General features: G+C 37.3%; 14 protein-coding genes. 1 reads left to right on the forward strand and 13 read right to left on the reverse strand.

Going from position 1 to position 19,277, the window contains the following annotated elements; all coding sequences use genetic code 11:
• Positions 1-9: 9 nt before the first annotated feature.
• The 8 genes from ACFP65_RS11400 to ACFP65_RS11435 form a co-directional block, all read right to left on the reverse strand.
• The gene (locus ACFP65_RS11400; RefSeq protein ID WP_379918694.1) at positions 10-468 is read right to left on the reverse strand and encodes a Fur family transcriptional regulator; all 459 of its coding nucleotides are present in this window, start codon (positions 466-468) and stop codon (positions 10-12) included.
• Positions 469-571: 103 nt separating this feature from the next.
• Positions 572-1,450 carry a S1 RNA-binding domain-containing protein gene (locus tag ACFP65_RS11405; protein WP_379918695.1) on the reverse strand — a complete coding sequence of 293 codons (879 nt, stop codon included), beginning with the start codon at positions 1,448-1,450 and terminating at the stop codon, positions 572-574.
• A 181-nt stretch (positions 1,451-1,631) separates the two neighbouring features.
• A complete protein-coding gene (gene pyk / locus ACFP65_RS11410; RefSeq protein ID WP_379918697.1) occupies positions 1,632-3,389 on the reverse strand; it encodes a pyruvate kinase in 1,758 nt (585 codons plus the stop codon).
• Positions 3,390-3,522: 133 nt separating this feature from the next.
• On the reverse strand, positions 3,523-4,485 hold the full coding sequence (gene pfkA, locus ACFP65_RS11415) for a 6-phosphofructokinase (RefSeq protein ID WP_379918699.1): 963 nt from the start codon (positions 4,483-4,485) through the stop codon (positions 3,523-3,525).
• A gap of 239 nt (positions 4,486-4,724) precedes the next feature.
• Complete coding sequence (dnaE, locus tag ACFP65_RS11420) at positions 4,725-8,036, reverse strand: DNA polymerase III subunit alpha (protein ID WP_379918701.1); 3,312 nt, start codon at positions 8,034-8,036, stop codon at positions 4,725-4,727.
• A 79-nt stretch (positions 8,037-8,115) separates the two neighbouring features.
• Positions 8,116-10,707, reverse strand: a complete 2,592-nt coding sequence (locus ACFP65_RS11425; RefSeq protein ID WP_379918703.1) for an ATP-dependent Clp protease ATP-binding subunit — start codon at positions 10,705-10,707, stop codon at positions 8,116-8,118.
• Positions 10,708-10,794: 87 nt separating this feature from the next.
• Positions 10,795-11,136: a metal-sulfur cluster assembly factor gene (locus ACFP65_RS11430; RefSeq protein ID WP_225744203.1), complete on the reverse strand. Its 342-nt coding sequence runs from the start codon at positions 11,134-11,136 to the stop codon at positions 10,795-10,797.
• Between the two features lie 64 nt (positions 11,137-11,200).
• Entirely contained in the window at positions 11,201-11,965 is a 765-nt protein-coding gene (locus tag ACFP65_RS11435) for a dienelactone hydrolase family protein (RefSeq protein ID WP_379918705.1), read from the reverse strand.
• Between the two features lie 135 nt (positions 11,966-12,100).
• On the opposite strand from ACFP65_RS11435, the gene ACFP65_RS11440 reads away from it, so the two are divergent.
• Positions 12,101-12,913, forward strand: a complete 813-nt coding sequence (locus ACFP65_RS11440) for a Cof-type HAD-IIB family hydrolase (RefSeq protein ID WP_379918707.1) — start codon at positions 12,101-12,103, stop codon at positions 12,911-12,913.
• A 55-nt stretch (positions 12,914-12,968) separates the two neighbouring features.
• Here ACFP65_RS11440 and ACFP65_RS11445 read toward each other — a convergent pair whose 3' ends face one another.
• From ACFP65_RS11445 to ACFP65_RS11465, 5 genes are all read right to left on the reverse strand, one after another.
• Positions 12,969-14,462, reverse strand: coding sequence for a phytoene desaturase family protein (locus ACFP65_RS11445; RefSeq protein ID WP_379918709.1), 1,494 nt, complete (start codon positions 14,460-14,462; stop codon positions 12,969-12,971).
• The gene (locus ACFP65_RS11450; protein WP_379918711.1) at positions 14,446-15,153 is read right to left on the reverse strand and encodes an ABC transporter ATP-binding protein; all 708 of its coding nucleotides are present in this window, start codon (positions 15,151-15,153) and stop codon (positions 14,446-14,448) included. Before ACFP65_RS11450 ends, ACFP65_RS11445 begins: the two co-directional genes overlap by 17 nt.
• Before the next feature lie 9 nt (positions 15,154-15,162).
• The gene (locus ACFP65_RS11455; protein WP_379918712.1) at positions 15,163-16,254 is read right to left on the reverse strand and encodes an ABC transporter permease; all 1,092 of its coding nucleotides are present in this window, start codon (positions 16,252-16,254) and stop codon (positions 15,163-15,165) included.
• 178 nt (positions 16,255-16,432) lie between these two features.
• On the reverse strand, positions 16,433-18,292 hold the full coding sequence (locus ACFP65_RS11460) for an oligopeptide ABC transporter substrate-binding protein (protein ID WP_379918714.1): 1,860 nt from the start codon (positions 18,290-18,292) through the stop codon (positions 16,433-16,435).
• Between the two features lie 18 nt (positions 18,293-18,310).
• Entirely contained in the window at positions 18,311-19,252 is a 942-nt protein-coding gene (locus ACFP65_RS11465) for an ABC transporter permease (RefSeq protein ID WP_379918716.1), read from the reverse strand.
• Positions 19,253-19,277 lie beyond the last annotated feature (25 nt).

Raw genomic sequence — 19,277 nt, forward strand, 5'->3', positions numbered from 1 at the left:
CATATCTCCTTATTGATCATTATCAGCTTGTTTCAGACATTCTCCACATAGACCATGAAAAGTCAGTCGATGATCTTTTATTTTAAACTGATAAGTCTTCTCAATCTTTCTTTCAATATCGATCAGCATATCTTGTTCAACTTCATCAATTTTTCCGCAGTTCAGACATAACAAATAATGATGCTGATGGTTGTGTTCATTGTTGTTGATATCGTATCTTGCAATACCATCTTGAAAGGCTATTTTATTGATCAACTTCAGGTCAGTTAATAATTCTAGCGTCCGATAAACGGTTGCTAATCCAATACCTGTATGCTCTGATCGAACAGCCAAATAGATTTCTTCTGCACTTAAATGCTCTTTTTCAATCAAGACTTTCAAAATGATCTCTCGCTGAGGGGTCAGTTTGAATCCAGCTTTATATAGTTTTTGCTTAATTGATTGTATAGTCGTATCCGTCTTTTCCATCTTTATCCCCTTAGATCAAAACCAATATAGTTATCTACTAGACTTTTGTTTAATTATAATCAGTATAATCTAGAAAGAAGAGACTTACAACCATCTTCCAATTTTAATCTTCACGATCTTCTTGAGGATCTCTGATCAGCTTAGTCCCAAACTCATCTTGCTCAATTAATCTCTGTTTAAATAGTCTTCCAAGCGCTCTTTTAAACTGACCTTTACTAATACCAAACTGATTTTTGATTGCTTGTGGATCGCTCTTATCGTTGAATTTAATGTATTGGTCTCCAGCACGTCTAAGAACTTCAAGTATCATCGCCGCATCATCATCTAATACCTCATACGCTCTGGGTAACATAGAAACGTAGTAAACGCCATCTTCTCTTAGCCCAATAATACGACCAGAAACGTGTTCTCCAAGTCTAGGTTCACGCTCTCGCTCTGAAGGATGAATAAAACCGATATAGAGGTCTTCAGTAATAAAATACGTACCCGCTTTTTTTAATCGAAATGCGTAACCGTTAATATCTTTGTTATGCGCTTCTTTTTGACCAGTTTCTGAAATTTCATAAAAATCTTCTTCTTCAGCAAGTTGTCCCCACATACGATCCTGTTCATCAACTGAGACCGTCAGATAAAGTTTGTCTCCTTTTTTTGGCCATAAATGTCCTTCATATGGAAGATCATCAAGCGAAATAACTAGATCTTTATTATGCCAATTGACATTTACAAAAACGCCTAAAGATCTTTTAATATCTATAACTTCTCCCCAGCCAAAATTCCCTATTCTTACTTCAGGTATTTCAGTTGTAAACAATTGATTCCCACCTTTGTCTACATAACAAAAACCTTCAATTGTTTGACCTAGTTCTAGTTCTTCTTGGTTCATTGCTAAAACTTCATACGTAACACCATTATTTTGAACAAATGTGGCTTTTTCATTTTTATCTGTAACGATGCCCATAACGACATTTCCAAAATTAGACATAATTCCACTCCTTTTTTGTTTTCTATAAAATCAAAAGACGATGAGATCAGATCTTGGAGTAAGTCTTGTTTCTACTCCAGATCAGTTAGCCTCATCTGAAATTCAACTTATTCCAAGATCATTATAATCTCATCGTCTGATTGTGATCATTATTGACTGAACATTTTTACTGTAAAACGTATTAGATGGCTGTAGTTGCACCACGGTAGATAATTCCACGACGAGCATCAACTGTGATCAATTCGTTTTGTTCAATCAATCCAGTTGCATTCTCAGCTGAAACCACTACAGGAATTCCCATTGCGATTCCAATAACTGCAGCGTGAGAAGTTAATCCACCTTGTTCAACAACGATTGCTGCTGATTTTTCAATAGCTGGAAGGTAGTCTTTATCAGTATTTTGAACAACTAAAATGCCGCCTTCAACAGCTCTTTCATTCGCTTCGTCTGCAGTTGTCGCAACAATTGCTTTTCCGATGACTGATTCAGAGCCAACGCCTTGTCCACTAACTAACTTTGAACCAATTAGTTGAATCTTCATAACGTTTGTTGTGCCACGTTCTCCAACTGGTACTCCAGCAGTAATGATAATTAGATCGCCTTCTTTAGCGAATCCTTTTTCCATAGTTGTTTGAGTAGCCAAGTTAAACATGTCGTCAGTTGACGTAGGTTTTTCAGAAAGTGTTGGAATAACACCCCATTGTAGAGATAATCCACGTGCAGTTTCTTCAGAGAAAGTAATCGCTAGAATGTCTGCTTTAGGACGGAATTTAGAAATCATACGAGCTGTATGTCCAGATTCAGTAGCCGCAACGATTGTATTGATGTTCAGGTTACGTGCAGTGTGTCCAACTGCTTGTCCGATTGCTTCAGTCATATCACCTTGATCATATGCTTTAAGTGCGTATGCATCTTGCTCACGTAATGCAGCTTCCGTACGGATTGCAATGTTGTACATTGTTTGTACTGATTCTACTGGGTAGTCTCCAGCAGCTGTTTCACCAGAAAGCATGATTGCATCTGAACCATCAAAAATCGCGTTCGCAACATCTGAAGCTTCAGCACGTGTAGGACGTGGGTTAGCTTGCATTGAGTCAAGCATTTGTGTAGCAGTGATAACTGGTTTACCAGCAGCATTACAAATACGGATCATGTGTTTTTGTACGATTGGTACTTCTTCAGCTGGAATTTCAACACCTAAATCACCACGAGCAACCATTAAACCGTCAGAGATTTTAAGAATTTCTTCTAAGTTATCGACACCTTCTTGGTTTTCAATCTTAGGAATGATTTGTACATGTGTTTTGTCATTTTTTTCTAGTAAATCAGTGATTTCTAGAACATCTGATGGACGACGTACAAATGACGCAGCGATATAATCAATATCGTTTTCTAATCCGAATAAGATATCACTTTTATCTTTTTCAGTTAAACCAGGAAGATTTACTGAAACACCAGGTACGTTCACACCTTTTTTATTTTTAAGAATACCAGTATTTAATGCAGTTGTTACGATCTCACCATTTTCGTGGTCGATATCTGTAACTTGTAGATTGATTAGTCCATCATCCAGTAAGATGTTAGAACCAGGATTTACATCGTTAATCAAGTCTTCATAAGTAACTGAGAACTTTTCTGTAGTACCCTCTACTTCAGTCATAGAAACGCGGATCGTACTTCCTTTAACGATTTCGATTCTTCCATCTACCATGTTTTGAGTTCTGATTTCTGGACCTTTAGTATCTAACATGATTGCAACCAGTTTGTTTGTTTTTTCAGCCGCTTCACGAATGTTTTTAATACGAGCTAAATGTTCTTCGTGATCTCCGTGTGAAAAGTTTAAACGAGCAACGTTCATCCCAGCTTCCATTAACTTCGATAATGTTTCAACTGATTCACTTGCAGGTCCAATAGTACAAACAATTTTTGTCTTCTTCATAAAAAATAACGCCCACTTTCGTATATGTTTTATTTTTTGTTCTAATTTACGTCAACTAGTGCGTATCACATTTTCTGTTCGAATCTGTAAACAGTCTAGCGTACGTTGAATTCAAGTATGGAGTATTCTATTCTTAGGTGGAGATTTCTTCGTTTAGCTTGTAAAGATCTAGGTTCGGTTTATGTTTCATATTATCAAGAGTATCCACGATGTCATGTGCAACGATTTGCTCATTGATCAAGCCGAGTGCTAATCCTCCGCGGTCTTCTTTTAAATATTCTACTGCGCTTGCACCAAATCTACTTGCAAGAACGCGATCTCGAGCAGTTGGAGAACCACCACGTTGAACATGTCCTAAAACTGTTACCCGTACATGGAAGTTGTCGATAGCATCTAATTTTTCTGCAAATTCTTTTCCATCCATTACACCTTCAGCTAAAACGATGATTGTATGTTTCTTGCCTTTTTCTCTACCTTCACGAATGTTATCTGCTACGGCAGTAAGATCAAATCCCATTTCAGGAATAATAATCTGTTCAGCACCACTAGCAATACCAGCCCACAAGGCAATGTCTCCGGCATCTCTTCCCATTACTTCAATAACGAAGGTTCTAACGTGAGAAGTTGCTGTGTCTCTAATTCTATCCAAAGCATCCAATACTGTATTGATTGTTGTATCAAACCCAATGGTATAATCTGTACCAGGTATATCGTTATCGATTGTACCAGGCAAACCAATACAAGGATATCCGTGTTTTGTTAACGCATAAGCGCCACGGTATGATCCATCTCCACCTATGACAACTAAACCTTCGATACCAAAGCGATTCAATTGTTCAATTCCTTTAAGTTGTCCTTCTTCAGTAGCGAATTGTGGATATCTAGCAGAGTACAAAAATGTTCCGCCACGTTGGATAATATCTCCTACATCTCGACGAGTTAACTTTCGTATATCTCCCGCTACAAGACCAGCGTAACCATAATTGATTCCGTAAACCTCCATACCTTCATATAGAGCTTTTCTTACTACTGCACGAACAGCCGCGTTCATGCCTGGAGAATCTCCTCCACTTGTTAAAACTCCGATACGCTTCATATCAACCTTTCACCTCTAATACATATTTTAATCATCTAAAACAATTAATTAAATTACCTATGATGAATTGATCCGTTAGTATGATTTATGATAACGCTGTAATGAGAAAACTTAATCAAAAAATTAGACTTTTGAAAACCGCTCTCATTCATTCATCTAGTTTCCATACAAGTATCATTCTATCACTTTTTGCGATTGATGTCTCATAAAAATGGTAACTAACTAAGTTTTTTATGAAATTAACGAAGAATAACATTCTCTGATCCTAGTATTTTTTTCAACATCTTAATTAGTTCCCCAGATCCATTCGTAGAATAGGCACTTTTTAGTAGATGCTTTTTTCCAGTATCTGAGTCGTACACAAGTACAGAAATTGTACCAGAATAGTCTCTCAATATAGACTGAACTTGTTGAAAAAGTGATTGATTTTGTTCAAGAGAATCAATTTTCAAAAACAATGTCTTCTGAGGCTGCTCCAATGTCAACGCATCAGCCAATTCGATTCTTCTAACTAGAATCTTATAGCGATCGTTATCTCCTTCTACTTTGCCCTCCACCAAGATAGCGGCATCTTTTTTCAGAGACTTAATATATTTTCTATGTTGTTCAGGAAATAAAGTCAACGAGCACGATGCTGTTTGATCCGCTATTTCAACGAATGACATCGGTTCTCCACGTTTAGTCTGAATCGTCTTAACTGCTTTAATTGTACCAATAAACTTCATATTTTTATTCATCTTAGCATCTGCAATGTAATGAATATTTTGAGACTCTCTTATTTTGTTGTATTTCTCACTTGGATGCTCCGAGAAATAAAATCCAGTCACTTCAAATTCTTGTTCCAGTTTCGTTTCAGAATCAATGTCTTCTGTTACTTCAATTCTAGGAGCTAAAGACGCAAATAACTCAAGATTTCCATCACTCATACGGACACTTTCAATTACGCCTTCTAACGCTTGGATCATTGTTCCACGATTGTAGTTTAATCCATCAAATGCGCCAGAAAAAATAAGTGGCTTGATATAATTTTCTTTTCGCCATTTCTGATCTAAACGGCTCGTAAAATCTGTCAGATCCTTGTAAGCTCCTTGGTCTTTTCTATTTCTGTAAATAGAATAAATTAAATCCCTTCGAAGCCCTTTAATAATATCTAAACCGAATTGAATGGTATTTTCACGCAGCGAAAAAGAATATTGGCTCTTATTGATGTCCGGACCATTTAATTCCACTTTACGCTTGCGAGCTTCCAAGACGTATTCTTGGAGTTTCGTTTTGTTATTGGAAGAAGCTTTCATCAGTGCCGCAAAAAAAGCAGCCGGATAATGTGCTTTGAAATATGCTAACTGGTAAGCCACCATTGAATAGGCAACCGCGTGCGATCGGTTGAATCCATAATTAGCAAACTGTTCAATATAATGATAAACTTGTGCCGCTGTTTCTTCAGTATATCCTTTGTTGAGCGCTCCTTGAATAAATTGCATGCGGCCAGAATCGATTTGAGTCTTTATTTTCTTTGAAATTGCTCTTCTTAGCATATCCGCTTCTGCAAGTGAATACCCTGCTAATTTAGAAGCGACTTTCATGACTTGTTCTTGGTAGACCATAATGCCATATGTGACATCCAAAATGTTTTCTAAATCATTATGAGGATAAGTTATTGGTTCTAATCCTTTTTTTCTAGATATAAATGTATCTATCTGTTCCATAGGACCTGGCCTGTACAAAGCATTTACAGCTATAACGTCCTCTATATCCGTTGGTCCGAGTTTTCGCAAGACTCTTTTGATTCCTGGAGATTCAAATTGGAAAATACCATTTGTATCTCCTTTTTCAAAAAGCTTGAGCGTCTCAGGATCGTTCAGTGGAATATCTGAAAGTTTACTAATGTCTTTGGATTGCTGTCTTGCAAACTGCAAACAATCCGATAAGATAGTAAGATTTTTCAGCCCTAAGAAATCCATTTTTAGCAAACCTACTTTTTCAACATCTGCCATCGCAAATTGAGTCAGAGAAAGCTCGCTATTCCCATTTTGAAGCGGTACAGAATCAGTAAGAGGCGTATCTGAAATGACAACTCCCGCCGCGTGCGTTGATACATGCCGCGGCAAGCCTTCTAATTTTGTTGCCGTCTCATAAATTAGTCTGTTATGTTCAGATTCGTTTACAAGATTCTTCAACTTTGAGGATTCTTTCAATGCTTTTGTGAGTGTCATGCCTAAGCTACCTGGTATAGCGTCTGACCATCTTTTTAATTCCTGAGTACTCAATCCAAATACCCTTCCAGAATCACGCAAGGCCATTTTGGCAGCAAAAGTCCCGAATGTTGCAATTTGTGCGACCTGTTGATTACCGTATTTTTGATTTACATATAGAAGAATCTGCTCTCTCTTATTGTCTGGAAAATCCAAATCAATATCTGGCATAGAGTATCTCTCTTCATTTAAGAACCGCTCAAATAGTAAACCATACGCTATTGGATCAACGTCTGTTATGTTAAGAACGTAGGAGACTAGTGAACCAACAGCAGACCCTCTTCCTGAACCTGTTACAATATCTTGACTATGAGCGTATTTCATCAAATCCCAGACAATTAAAAAGTAATCTGAAAAGCCCATTTTCGAGATGATGCCCAATTCTTTTTCAAGTCTTTCTTTGTAAACTGGTGTTACGGTCTTTATTTTCTGGTTGAGCGCTTTTTCACACAGTTCATAAAGGTACGAATCTGTCTCTTTGCTTTCTGGAATTGGAAACTTTGGTAAGACTGGTTGATTTAAGGTTAACGTTAAACTCGTACTATTTGCTATTTCGTCTGCTTTATTAAGGATGTGTTCTAATCCTACTCGCTGATATCGTTCAATGAGTTCATTTGCTGAGACCAAGTATTGATCATTGTCTAATTCTTTATCGAGATCAATCGTCTCATTGGCCCCAATCGTTTTAAGAACGTCTGTAGCAAACGCATCTTCTTTTTCAATATATTTCACTTCGTCAGTTGCTATGAGTGGAACCTGATAATTTTCTGATAATGCTTCAAGCCGATTTCTTATTGGATCCAATGATTTGTGTAGAGAGTAACCGATAAAGAACCGATTAAAGTACTTTTTGTACGTCTCTAATACTTCTTGCGCTGAACGTATTTCCTCTTGTAACAGTAAGGCTTCTATCTCACCAGTTATCCCCGGCGATATAGCAATAAGATTTTCAGTTGACATCGCCAAATCATCGAGCACAACTGGAGTCTCTTCTGTCATGACTTTGGTGGATAACTGGATCAATCGCTTGTAACCTTCTTCATTTGCAGCAAGCAAAAGAATGGGATAAGTATTCTCAGGTGAATGCACCGATTCAATATCCAATTTCAAGCCTAATATTGGTTTCAGTCCAGCTTTTATAGCTTTTTCATAAAATTCCACTGCTCCGTAAAGCACATTATGGTCGGTGAGCGCAATAGATGTGTATCCTCGCTCTTTAGCTTTTTGTACCAGCTGATCAATTGTGGTTGTACTCTTTAATAAAGAGTACGTACTTGTTACATGCAATTTTGTAGGCACTCTTTTACTCCTTACCTATTCGTAATCAGGGTTTTCTGGACAATCTTCTAATCGTTTCGAGATTGTCTCATTTTAACTGTCACTTTGTATTAAAAACAAGATGGTGATCTTTTTCATCTACAGTAATAACTTCGTCTATTTTAATTTCATCAGCAATAATCATTTTTGCAATAGGCGTTTCGATCTCACTGGTCAAGTAACGCTTGATCGGTCTTGCACCAAATGCAGGATCATAAGTTTCCTCAGCTATCCATTCTTTTGCTTTATCGGTCAATTCAAGACGGTAGCCTCTAGTAGAAAGTCTCTCTTCTAAATTAGAGACTAATTTTTCTACAATTTTTACCATATCACGTTGCGTAATGGGTGAGAATAAAACAATATCATCCAGTCGATTTAAAAATTCGGGTCTAAATGACTCAAATAATCTTTTTCTAACTGTAGACTCAGTAGCTTCGTCAATGATTCCTTCTTCAGTCGATTCTTCAAGTAAAAGATCAGAACCAATATTGCTGGTCAAGATCAAAACTGTGTTCTTGAAATCTATCAACTGTCCTTTAGAATCTGTTAGTCTGCCTTCATCAAGCACTTGAAGTAAAATATTAAAAACATCTGGATGTGCTTTTTCAATTTCATCTAGCAATACTATAGTATACGGGTGATTTCTGACTGCTTCCGTCAGTTGTCCACCTTCATCATATCCTATATATCCTGGCGGTGATCCAATTAACCTCGAGACACTGTGTTTCTCCATGTATTCACTCATGTCTAATCTGATCATCTGATCTTTGGAATCAAATAAATTCATGGCTAGAGTCCTAGCCAGCTCTGTTTTACCAACACCTGTGGGGCCTAGAAAAAGAAAAGAGCCTAGTGGTCGATTTGGATCTTGTATCCCTGCTCTTGCTCTCAAAATCGCATCTGTTACGACATCTACTGCTTTGTCTTGACCGATTACTTGAGTTTTCATTGCAGTGTTCAGATTTAAAAGTTTGTCTCTTTCGCTTTGTACCAATTTATTTACTGGAATACCCGTTATTCTAGCTACAACCTCAGCCATCTCGTCTTCTGTAACCGTTTCTTGTACCAGTCTATTTTCTGAAGCCTCATTTGATTGATGAATTTCTTCTAGTTCTAGCAATTCTTTTTCAAGTGAAGGTATTACACCATGTCTTAGTCTGGCAGCTTCTTCTAAGTTATATTCTGACTCAGCATCTTCAAGTCTTCGTTTTTCTTGATCGATTTCTGATTTCTTGTCTTGTATATCTTGCATTGAAATTTTTTCTTTGTTCCATTTCAATGTAAGATTTTCCACTTCTTCTCTTAAAGAAGCCAATTCTTTTTGGATGATTTGTAGTCTTGACTGACTTTTATCATCTGTTTCTTCTTTCAAAGCTTGTTCTTCTATTTCAAGTTGCATTTTTCTTCTAGTCAACTGATCCAGTTCTGTTGGCATAGAATTCATTTCAACTCGGATACTCGCACAAGCTTCATCGACCAAGTCAATGGCTTTATCTGGAAGGAAACGCTCCGTCATATAACGGCTTGATAATTGTACCGCCGCGACTAGGGCATTATCTTGAATGTTCACGCCGTGATGGATTTCAAAACGTTCTTTTAGCCCTCTAAGAATACTAATGGCTTCTTCGTTCGAAGGTTCATTAACAAGGACTTTTTGGAACCTTCTTTCTAGCGCTTTGTCTTTTTCCATATACGTTTTATATTCATTGATCGTTGTCGCTCCAATACAATGAAGTTCACCTCTCGCTAGCATTGGTTTCAGTAAATTGCCAGCATCCATACTTCCTTCAGTTTTTCCAGCCCCCACAATTGTATGGATTTCGTCGATAAACAATATGATGGAACCATCACTTTTCTTAACTTCTTTTAAGACAGCTTTCAGTCTTTCCTCAAATTCTCCACGGTATTTAGCGCCAGCTATCAGAGCGCCCATATCCAGTGAGAAAATCTTCTTGTTCTTAATATTTTCTGGAACATCATTTCTCAAGATTCTTTGAGCTAACCCTTCAATAATAGCTGTTTTCCCAACACCTGGTTCTCCTATTAGTATAGGATTGTTTTTTGTCTTTCTAGATAAAATTCTGATAACATCTCTAATCTCATCATCTCTACCAATAATAGGATCTTGATTGCCTTCTTTGACTTGTTTGATCATATCTACTGAATACGTCTCTAATGCTTGATAAGAAGATTCCTGTGATGCACTCTGCACAGTTTCTCCACCTCTCCATTCTACAACTTTCTCTTTCAACAATTTTTCTGTTAATCCAACATTCTCTAAATAAAATCGCAGAGGATGATTTTGAGACATCAGTGACACCATCACAACATCAACTGCAATAAAATGATCTCCAAATTCTACTGCTATTTTTTCTGCTTTTTGAAGAAGCTCAAATAATTCAGAGGATAATTGAGTACCATATTCAATTGAACTCCCCTCTACGACCGGAATTTTATCTAGTTGAATTTCAATCTGTTCAATAAGAGCACTCATATTCACTTCACACTGTTCGTACAACTTGTACGCTAGATGATCTGGTTGCAGAAAGATTCTAAAGAGATGTGCCGTATCAATAATCTGGTGACGTCTCACTTTAGCAATATTTTGAGCTTCTGAAATGGATTCCTGCATGACCGTCGTATATTCAGCCATATTTTCTCCTTCTTTTCCCTAATAATTTGGTTTTTCTCTAATAAAAAAGAACTGAGCTTTAAATTGAACTCAATTCTTTTGATCTTATTATCGTATACCTAATGCAATTCGAGCATAACGGCTCATTCGAGTTGTATCCCACGCAGGATACCAGACTAATTTAACGTCTGTTTCTGTAATTTCAGGTACAGAATCCATTGCGTTCAAAATATCTTCTGTAATAACATCTGCTAAAGGACATCCCATAGTCGTCAACGTAATCTTGACTTCACAGTATCCACCATTAAAGACATTCACTTCATAAATTAATCCGAGATTTACGATATCAATCCCTAGCTCTGGATCAATAACTTGTTCCATCGCTTCCATGATTTGATTTTTTATATCGCTCAGTTTTTCTTCTGACCATACAGATTTTTCTTCTGACATTAGCCTACCTCCTAGTCACGTGTCTTTGTTTCATCATACCACATGGTATTCAGTTGTCTAGTCATTACAAACCGAAACTTTTAACAAAAAACTCTGCCATCTCTACAGCAATTTCATAGGGTACTTTATGACTATGACCCGAGCCGATTGAGAACGAAATGTTTTCTGCATATGGCTCATCTTTGATCATTTCAATAAATGCTTCTGTTTGCTCAAATGGAACCAGCTCATCTTTCGTACCATGCCAGAAATACACAGGTTTACCTGCTAACTTTTTGGGCTGTTCTTTCAGCGAGATCTTATCCAGTTCCCTTTTCATCTCACCGTTGATGAGTCCGTCGACACTTTCATAACCATCATACCATTTTGACGTCAATAACCATTTTGAAAATTCAACTGGTGAAGGAGTCCCCATTAAAATGGCCGCTGAGTGGATCCAGTCAAATTGCGTTATCATGGCACTGGTGGTAATCCCACCCATTGACAATCCACTGATACCAAATTTTTCTGGATCAGATAAGCCTTTTGAGAGATAGTCGTTTCGTATATCTGAAACTTCTTTTAAATTCTGCGAAACGACTTTCCAAAACACCGTATGATCTTGGGGGTTATCCGTAGCCCGTACTCTTTCTCCATGCATATAAGCTTCAGGTAAAATTGCTCTAATCCCTCTTTTAGCTAACTCATACCCCTGCACAAGAACAGATTCTTTGTGACTCGTCCATCCATGATAAAAAATAACCGTCGGAATTTCTTCATTTATGAGGTCTTCTCTCACTACCTCAAGTATCGGTATTTCGTTGATTGTTTTTTGAATGATCTGAAACATACGCACACTCCTACTACATATACTTTTTATTTTCAGTTTGTTATACTTAAATAGATATCTTCGATTATTTTATCACATATCAAATTTATTTAATATCAGACTAACTGATATTTATTAGTTAAAAGGAGTATTGGGATGAACCGAAAATTGATTGCACTCGATCTAGACGGAACAACTTTAAATGATGTTCAACAGATCACATCAGAAACGCACAGTGTTTTAAATAAGCTAAGAGACCAAGGACATATCGTATCCATTGCGACTGGTCGACCTTTTAGAAATAGTCACTATTATTACAAACAATTAGAAATGACAACACCCATCGTAAACTTTAACGGCGCATGGTGTCATAACCCTTCAGATAAAGATTGGGATTATGGTTACCATAAATCGCTTAGCAGAGATTTAGCAATTTCAATGTTATCATTGAAAGACGATCCAGAAGTTCAATTGATTGCTGCTGAATCTAGAGATGGTATTTATGTTCATGGAGACTACGTTCCTTATCCAGACTTTTTCCCGGATGGTGTGGAAGTTAGTAAACAATTATCTTCTGAAACACTCCTGATTGATCCAACTTCAGTAGGCGTCTTCACAAACACACAGCAAAATCAGTCTAAAATTGAAGAACGCATTATCAAACATTACGGAGAGGCTGTTGAAGTCAGAACATGGGGAGGATTCGCTCCCTGTCTTGAAATCGTTGCAGCCGGTGTTCAAAAAGCAATGGGTGTTGAGCGTATTGCTTCTTATTACAATATCGACCGCAAAGATATTCTAGCGTTTGGTGATGAAGAAAATGATTATGAAATGATTCAGTATGCTGGACACGGTGTAGTCATGAAAAATGGTAACGATAAACTGAAAGTTGTTGCTGATGATCTTACTGGAAAAACGAATCACGATAACGGGTTAGCAGATTACTTGACCAACTATTTCAACCTATAAAAAACACTTTGAGTAAAAGCAATGACTAGACTGCTTTTTGCTCAAAGTGTTTTTTTTATTTCTTATCGTCTAATAATAGTTCATCTACTGCAATCTTAGCAGAAGTCAATACGATTGGAACACCTGCTCCAGGATGTGTACTACTACCTGTGAAGTAAAGATTCTCACAATTCTTCGCTTTTGCTTGCGGTCTAAAGTGATTACTTTGAGTTAACGTAGGTTGAAGTCCAAAGCACGCACCATTATACGCATTGAACTTGTCTCTCCAGTCAATTGGAGTCATATAAGACTCAGATATAACTTCATCTTCTACGTTTTCAAACCCTTCAATGGTTTTCAACTTCATGAAAACTCTGTCTCGATAATATTGAATCGTATCTTCATTCCATTCGTACTTAGAAGTAGATAAATCTGATACAGGTACCAGAATATAAAGCCCATCTTTTCCTTCAGGCGCAAGGGATGGATCCATTTTAGAGCCCATGTATACATAAAAAGAAGGATCGCTTAGAACATCTCCTGAAAATATGTCTTCTAAGTTTTCATCGAGATCTTTAGAGAAGACAAAATTATGGATATTTTCAATTTGCTCATATTTTTTGTCCATACCAAGGTACATAATAAAGCAAGAACAAGAGTACTTCATTTTATCAATTTTTTTGTCTGTATACTTGCCTTTAGATTTTTGATCTTTCACTAAATGCTTCATAGCATATGGAAAATCAGCATTACACATGACAAAGTCAGAATGAATGATTTCGTTACCGACTTTAATGCCTTTTGCTTCTTGTTTTTCAATAACAATTTCTTCCACTGAAGTATTATATTGAACTTTTCCACCTAACTCTAAAAATAGCTTCTCCATACCAGTGGCCATCGTATGCATTCCGCCTTTAACAAACCATATACCATATAAATACTCAATCATTGGAATAATAGTATATAGTGAAGGACCGTTATTCGGCGAAACTCCAATATACAAAGTTTGAAAACTGAGGATTTGCTGTAGTCTTTTATCTTTGATGTATTTACCAATTGAATGGTTGGCACTGTCAAATGTCTTCAATTTAAGCGCTTGGTGTATCACTTTAGGATTATAAAAGTCACTTGCATTTCTAAAAGGTCTTTGAATGAAATGATCTTTTGCTACGATGTAACGTCCATAGATATCTTTCAGATATCCTAAAAATCCAGCCATATCCTGATCACTAATGTTTTCCATTTCTTGCGTAATCTTTGTTAAATCTGAAGAAACATTGATTTTTTCATCTTCAAAAAAGGCTGTATACATTGGATCTAGTCTTTGCATTGGAATATAATCGTCTGGATTACGACCCGCTAATTCAAAAACTTCTTTATATATATCTGGCATCATCACCAGACTTGGTCCCATATCAAAAGTAAAGCCATCTTTTTGTAACTGATTCATCTTTCCACCAGGAATCGATTCTTTTTCGTATAAGGTTACGTCGTATCCTGCATGTTGCAATCTAATCGCACTCGCTAAACCTGCTGCACCTGCACCAACTACGCTAACTGTCTTCTTCATTTTTTCCTCTTTTCTTTTTGTCTGTCTGTTTTTCAAGTACACCATCTTTCATGACATATACAGAGTCGCAATATTCTGTCAATCGCTCATCATGCGTTACCATGATCGTGGCTTTTTTCTTGTTTTTAGTTTCTCTTGCAAGTATTTCTACCACTTCAAAAGCTCTAGAAGTATCCAAGCTAGCCGTAGGTTCATCTGCTAATATCACTGTAGGATCATGATAAAGCGCTCTAGCGATAGCTGCTCTTTGTCGTTCTCCACCAGACAAATCCCCAGGATATTTATCTGCTAAGTCCATTATATCCAACTCTTCTAGTAACGTGTGAATTCTATCCGAATTTATACTTGATTTTTCTACTTTATTTACAAGCATTAACTGTTCCTTGACTGTCAAGAACGGAACAAGATTCGAGGCTTGAAGAATAAATCCGATCTCTTTGAAGCGTCTTTTTGCTCTTTCTTTTTCTTTCAGTTCACTGAACTTCTCGTTAGCAATCCTCACACTACCTTCTGACGGCTGCTGTAGTCCTCCGATAATCGTTAAAAAGGTGCTTTTACCAGATCCACTAGGACCAATAATCGCAACAAATTCTCCTGGTTCAACTGAAAAGTTTGTTTCTTTCAATGCTTCTATTGTTTTACTACCATCTCTAAAACTTTTGCTGACTTGTTTCAACTCAATCGATTTCATAGTTCCCCCCTATTCTATCGCTTCCAAAGGATCGATTTTCACTACTGTTCTCACTGAGAAAACGGCTCCCAGTAGTGCAAACACAATGAGTGATACCATTGTTGCAACTAAGAACAAGTAATTATTTTGATATGGTACTGCCGAAGGTAAAAAGAACCCTGTGAGCATCGTTAATCCAAATCCGATGAATACACCTATTAAAGCTAACAGGAAGGTTTGAGCAATAACGGATTTTGCAATATACCCAGAAGAAATTCCCTGTGCTTTCATCACACCTAACATTGAAGCTTTTTGTAGTGTTAATACATAGATAAAAATGCCTATGACAAGCGCAGCAATTAATACTAGAAATCCAATCATCAAACCGAATGTCAAAACTTGTGCATTATATCCGGGTAGTTTATTGATAAATTCGCTAGTTGAGTATACTTCCAAATCATCGCTGTCAACTGAAACTGTATCTATATCTCCTTCATTCCTCACAACAACTCCATTAATGGGGAATTCTTGATCCTCTTCAATAGTATCAACGTCTTGCTTGATTTTTTGAAAAGTATCTACAGTTGTATATAAGACAGGCGTTACGCTAAACTTTGCTCCATCCGTGAAACCAGCAATTTTTATTGTACGGTCCTGCCCAGATAGCTTGAGCATATCCCCTACTTGCAATCCTTCTTCTTCAGATAAGGAAATATCTGCTACTACTGTATCCTCTTCAAACGTATCTCCTTCAACAATGTCCGGGTTGAGAAACTCATCCGATTCGATTCCAAATATCGTTACATTGATGTTATCCTCTGTATCTTCTGATCCGTCTATTCTTACAATATTAGAACTAACACCTAAAATAGCTTTTTCATCTGAAGTGACATAATCTTGTTCTTCAACTTCAAATATTGAGCTATTCAAGTTTAAATTGGACTCATTGGTTAAAACAATACCATCCGCATCCCATTTATCAACAGCTGTACGATTTTCTTGAGCTAACCCGTAAGCCAACCCTGTCAAAAACGAAACCAGATACGATACCAATACTACGATACCGATAATCAAGGCAAATCTTGTTTTAGAGTATCTAATTTCTTTCCAAGCTAAAAACATATCATTTTTCCCTTCTTTTGTAATTATGTATAACACTTGTTTGTATAGCCCAAACACTATATTATCACAGATTACTTACAAGTGGTGCATGAAGTGAATTCGAACATTACAAAAAAACCAGTCAGCGTTTAGCTAACTGGTTTTCTTATTATAAAAAGTAATTAATTGATTTTATTGATTATTCAGTAGCACGATCTTCAGAAGTCAAGTACCAAGTGTGGTAAGCAACACCCGGTTGATCCGGATCTGCACCGACAGTAACATCGTAAGCACCTACACGGTTGTTAACTGGGAACACTTCTGTACGGAATAACGTTGGAATGATTGGCAATTCTTCCATGAAGTATTCTTGCCATTCATTAAAGACGCCTGCACGCCATTCAGTATCAAAGCCTTCTTTACTTAACATTTGTTCCATGTATTCAGTATTCTCGTCAGTTACCCAACGAGTATAGTTGAATGGAGCAGTTTCTCCATAAAGACCATCTGGAGTCGGATCAGTACCTGTACCCCAAGCTCCTTGATAGATATCAATTTGAGGATCATCCGCTTCTACACGATCATAGAATGAGTTGAATTCATGTAAACGACCTTCCAGTAACTGAACGTTTAGACCAATACGAGCCCAAGATTGGATGTAGTATTCAGCGATTGGTTCAGCAACATCTCCACCAGACATTGATGCAAAGTTGATAACCAATTCTTCTCCTTCAGGAGTTGTACGGTACTCTTCTCCTTCAGCTAATTCATATCCAGCTTCATCTAAAATTCTATTAGCTTCATCTACATCAAATGGATAGCCTTCGACATCTTCATTGAAGTAATCTGAGAAGTTCGGGATAATTGGAGAAGTTGCACGACGGCGTAAACCTTGGTAGAATCTTTCTCCAACTGCATCATTATCAATCGCATATGCCATTGCTTGACGTAAGTTTACGTCTGCCATCTTAGCATCTGGGTTATAAACATTTTTAGCTGGTTCATCCCCATCCGCTTCTTGCCATTCACCTAATTTGAAACCAATGTACGTGTATGAGTTTTCATCACGACCAACGACTGAATATCCAGGTAAATCAGCAAATGTATCATATTGATCCGTAGGCATACTGATGAATAAGTCAAACTGCGCATTCTCCATTGCTGCTACAGCAGTTGATGTTGGAACGGTTTGTAATTCAATACCGTCAAGAATCGGAGTTCCACGCCAGTAATCTTCATAACGAGAATAAGAAACAGACTCCCCAGGAACGATATTATCTACTTTAAATGGACCATAACCTAATGGTCTTTCACGAACTTCTGGAGCTGATTCTAAATCAGCAACTGGAATTTCTCCTAGATAGTGACGAGGTGCTGCGTAAGTCCATACACCACCACCAGCTTGGAGCATTTGAACTCCAACTTCTTGATATTGGATTGTCAAAGTCATCTCATCATCTGATAAAGTCATACCTGAAATAGAATCTGCTGCTCCCGTCTTGTACTCATCAATACCGACAATGTTTTGTAAATCAGAAGTATAACGAACACCAGCGTAGTCAGGATCAGCTATAATTTCATGCGCGAAAAGAATATCATCCGCTGTTAATGGTTCTCCGTCATGCCATGTAATGCCGTCTTTAACAGTTAAAGTCACTGTATTCGCTTCTTCATCCAGTTCCATTGTAGCTGCACCAGAATCATCGATTTGATAATTTTCATCAGAGCCTACAAGTTCCCCCATAGTGTATTGCATTACTTGGAAGTCTGGATTACCACTATAAAGTTCCCAACTGAATATCCCAGTGAACGGAGAATCAGATACGTAACCAATACTCATCGTTCCGCCTTCAATGGCTTCGCCATCATTTTCAACACGTGTTTCGAATGTTAATGGTCCACCTTCAGCGTCGTCTCCTTCAGTTGCAGAGTCAGTTCCCCCATTACCAGTACCTGTATCTGTTTCTGTATTATCTGATGATCCCCCACCACAAGCTGCGAGTACAAATGCTACAGCTGCAGAACTTGCTAGTAAGCTATATCTTTTTTTGTTTGACATATTCTTTCTCCCCTTTTCTTAACCTAATCTTTGTTTAGAGTCTGCCGCACGTTGTAATGCACGACCGACATAGTTTATACACAACACCAATACTAATATTAATATTGAGGCTGGTAACCAAACCCATGCTTTATTACCCAGAACATCTGGGTTTTGAGCTGTAGAAACTAGTGATCCTAAACTTGGAACGCTGGGTGGAAGCCCAAATCCAAGGAAAGACAATCCTGTTTCCAGCCCGATATTACCGGCAAAGTTCAAAGTCAGATTAACAATGATCAATGAACTGATATTTGGCATCATTTCTCGAAGTATAATGAGTATTGTAGGTGTACCCATAGTTTTAGAGGCACTTATAAAATCAAGCTTTCCAACTGTCAGTGCACGACCACGTATGAACCTCGCCTGTCCTACCCATAAGAAAGCACTCATGATTAGAATAAACGAGAATACATTATAGTTTGGCACCAATGTTACAAAAATGATAATAATCATTGTTTGAGGTAAGATCATTATAAAATCAATGATTCTCATTATGACGTTATCGACTGCCCCAGCATAATAAGCTGCTAAAATTCCCACTAAAACACCTAATATACTCGTAATAAAAGTAACTGCTAGACCAATTGACAATGAGTTTCTAGCTCCGATGATGAGTTGTCCAAAAACATCACGTCCGGCTGAATCTGTACCTAGTAAGTACTGAGTTCCTTCTGTAAATGGGTCTGTACTCATAGACATCGGTGGTAGATAAGAGTCAAAAAGACTAACTGTTGTAACAGTTTGTTGATCTAATAAAAAGGATAGACTATAAACCACTACAAGAATGATAACCATTAAAATCAATGAAGCTAATGCCAATTTATCTTTGGCAAATTCTTTTATTATTACTCTAAATCCCATTGGGGGTAAAGAAGCAGTAGCGTCTTCTGACATGATCGCTGCATCTTGGTTTGAAGCCATAAGAAATTCATTCCTTTCAATTTAA

This window comes from Marinilactibacillus sp. GCM10026970, from assembly GCF_042660675.1.
GTDB lineage: Bacteria > Bacillota > Bacilli > Lactobacillales > Carnobacteriaceae_A > Marinilactibacillus.